General features: G+C 62.4%; 1 protein-coding gene. It reads left to right on the top strand.

Features of this window, described 5'->3' with window-relative positions; translation table 11 throughout:
* Positions 1–19: 19 nt before the first annotated feature.
* A partial coding sequence (locus tag ACIPXZ_RS16955; protein ID WP_400596488.1) for an Ig-like domain-containing protein occupies positions 20–2,972 on the top strand: 2,953 nt, incomplete at its 3' end.

Below are 2,972 nucleotides of genomic sequence, written 5' to 3'. Positions count from 1 at the left end.
GGGTGCGATTGGTGATCGGGTGTGGAATGACGCTAATGGCAATGGTGTTCAGGATGCTGGTGAGGCCGGTATTCAGGGTGTGATGGTTGAGTTGTTGGATGAGAACGGGCAGCCGGTGCTTGACGCGAATGGTGCTCCGATCACGACGACGACTGATGCTGAGGGTGCGTACCGTTTTGAGGACTTGCCGTTGGGTAAGTACAAGGTGCGGTTCAGTGGCGCCCCGGCGGGTATGTCCCCGACGACGCCCGGTGCTGGTAGTGACCGGTCCAAGGATTCGGATATTGATGCTTCGGGTGTGACCGGGGTGGTTGAGCTGAACAGTGATGCTCCGGTGGCTGAGGATGTGGATGCCGGATACACGGCAGCACCTGCCGCGGCGGATGATGAGTCGCTGAACAATGCTCAGGGCACCACGGTCACGGTCCCGGTGTTGGGTAATGACACCGGTGACCTGGACCCGTCGACCGTGAAGATCAAGGACCCTTCCGGTAACCCGGTGGATGAGCTGGTGGTGCCGGGTGAGGGTAAGTGGACGGTGAATCCGGAGAACGGTGAGATCACCTTCACTCCGGAAGAAGGGTTCACGAAGAACCCGACACCGATCGATTACACGGTCAAGGACCGCAACGGCAAGGAAACCGGGGCGAAGGTCACCGTGACCTACAAGCCGGAAGCAGCCGATGATGAGTCGTTGAACAACCCGCGGGGCACGGTAGTGAAGGTCCCGACCCTGGCCAACGACAAGGGCGACCTCGACCCGGCGACGGTGAAGATCACCGACCCGTCCGGTCAGCCGGTCGATTCGCTGACCGTCCCAGGTGAAGGTGTCTGGACTGTTGACCCTGCCACGGGGGATATCACGTTCACCCCGGAAGACGGGTTCACGGGTAACCCGACCCCGATTGATTACACGGTCAAGGACCGTGCCGGGAATCAGACCGGTGCGAAGGTCACCGTGACTTATGTCGATGGTCCGGCCGCGAAGGATGACGAGTCCTTGAACAACGACCAGGGCACCACGGTCACGGTCCCGGTATTGGGCAACGACACCGGTGATCTCGATCCGTCCACGGTGAAGATCAAGGACAAGGACGGCAACCCCGTTGACTCCCTGACCGTCCCGGGTGAGGGCAAGTGGACGGTGAATCCGGAGACCGGTGAGATCACCTTCACCCCGGAAGAGGGTTTCACGAAGAATCCGACCCCGATTGATTACACGGTCAAGGACCGGGATGGTCAGGAGACGGGTGCGAAGGTCACCGTGACCTACAAACCCCAAGCCACGGACGACCAGTCCCTGAACAATGCGCAGGGCACGGCCGTGAAGGTCCCGACCCTGGCCAACGACAAGGGCGACCTCGACCCGTCCACGGTGAAGATCACCGACCCTGCCGGTCAGCCGGTCGATTCGCTGACCGTCCCGGGTGAAGGCGTCTGGACCGTTGACCCGGCGACCGGGGACATCACGTTCACCCCCGAGAACGGGTTCACGGGTAACCCCACCGATATCAACTACACGGTCAAGGATCGGGCTGGGAATGAGACGGGTGCGAAGGTTCATGTGACCTACCTGCCGCAAGCCAGCGATGACGAGTCCCTGAACAACAAGCAGGGCACTGCTGTCACGGTCCCGACCCTGGACAACGACAAGGGTGACCTGGACCCGTCCACGGTGAAGATCATGGACAAGGACAGCAACCCCGTCGATTCCCTGACCGTCCCGGGTGAAGGCAAGTGGAGTGTGAATCCGGACAACGGTGAGATCACCTTCACCCCGGAAGACGGCTTCACGGGTAACCCGACCCCGATCGATTACAGCGTGAAGGATCGGGCTGGGAACGAGACGGGCGCGAAGGTCACCGTGACCTACCTGCCCGAAGCGGTCAACGACGAATCCCTGAACAACAAACAGGGCACCGCAGTGAAGGTCCCAGTGCTCGGTAACGACAAGGGCGATCTCGACCCCACCACCGTGAAGATCACGGACCCCTCCGGTCAGCCGGTCGACTCCTTGACCGTGCCCGGTGAGGGTGTCTGGACTGTTGACCCGGCCACCGGGGACATCACCTTCACCCCCGAGAACGGGTTCACCGGTAACCCCACCGATATCGCGTACACGGTCAAGGACAAGGCCGGGAACGAAACGGGCGCGAAGGTCCACGTGACCTACCTCCCCGAAGCCACGGATGATGAGTCGCTGAATAACAAGCAGGGCTCCACTGTCACCGTCCCGACCCTGGGCAACGACAAGGGCGATCTGGATCCGTCGACGGTGAAGATCAAGGACAAGGACGGCAACCCCGTCTCTGAACTGGTCGTCCCCGGTGAGGGCACGTGGAGTGTGAATCCGGAGAACGGGGAGATCACCTTCGCCCCGGAGGACGGGTTCACGGGTAACCCCACCGATATCGCGTACACGGTCAAGGACCGGGCGGGGAACGAAACCGGGGCGAAGGTTCATGTGACCTACCTGCCCGAAGCGGTCAACGACGAGTCGTTGAACAACCCGCGCGGCACGGCGGTGAAGGTCCCGACCCTGGCCAACGACAAGGGCGACCTTGACCCCTCCACGGTGAAGATCACCGACCCCTCCGGTCAGCCGGTCGACTCCCTGACCGTCCCCGGCGAAGGCGTCTGGACCGTTGACCCGAAGACGGGGGACATCACGTTCACCCCGGAAGAGGGCTTCCAGGGCAACCCCACCGATATCGCGTACACGGTCAAGGACCGGGCCGGGAACGAGACGGGCGCGAAGGTCACCGTGACCTACCTGCCCGAAGCGGTCAACGACGAGTCGTTGAACAACCCGCGCGGCACGGCGGTGAAGGTCCCGGCCCTGGCCAACGATAAGGGTGATCTGGATCCGGCGACGGTGAAGATCACCGACCCCTCCGGTCAGCCGGTCGACTCCCTGACCGTCCCCGGCGAAGGCGTCTGGACCGTTGACCCGAAGACGGGGGACATCACGT

It is taken from the genome of Arthrobacter sp. NPDC090010, from assembly GCF_044748305.1.
Classification (GTDB): domain Bacteria; phylum Actinomycetota; class Actinomycetes; order Actinomycetales; family Micrococcaceae; genus Arthrobacter_E.
Note: the sequence above shows the minus strand (reverse complement) of the source record. Positions and strands in the feature narration are given on the sequence as shown.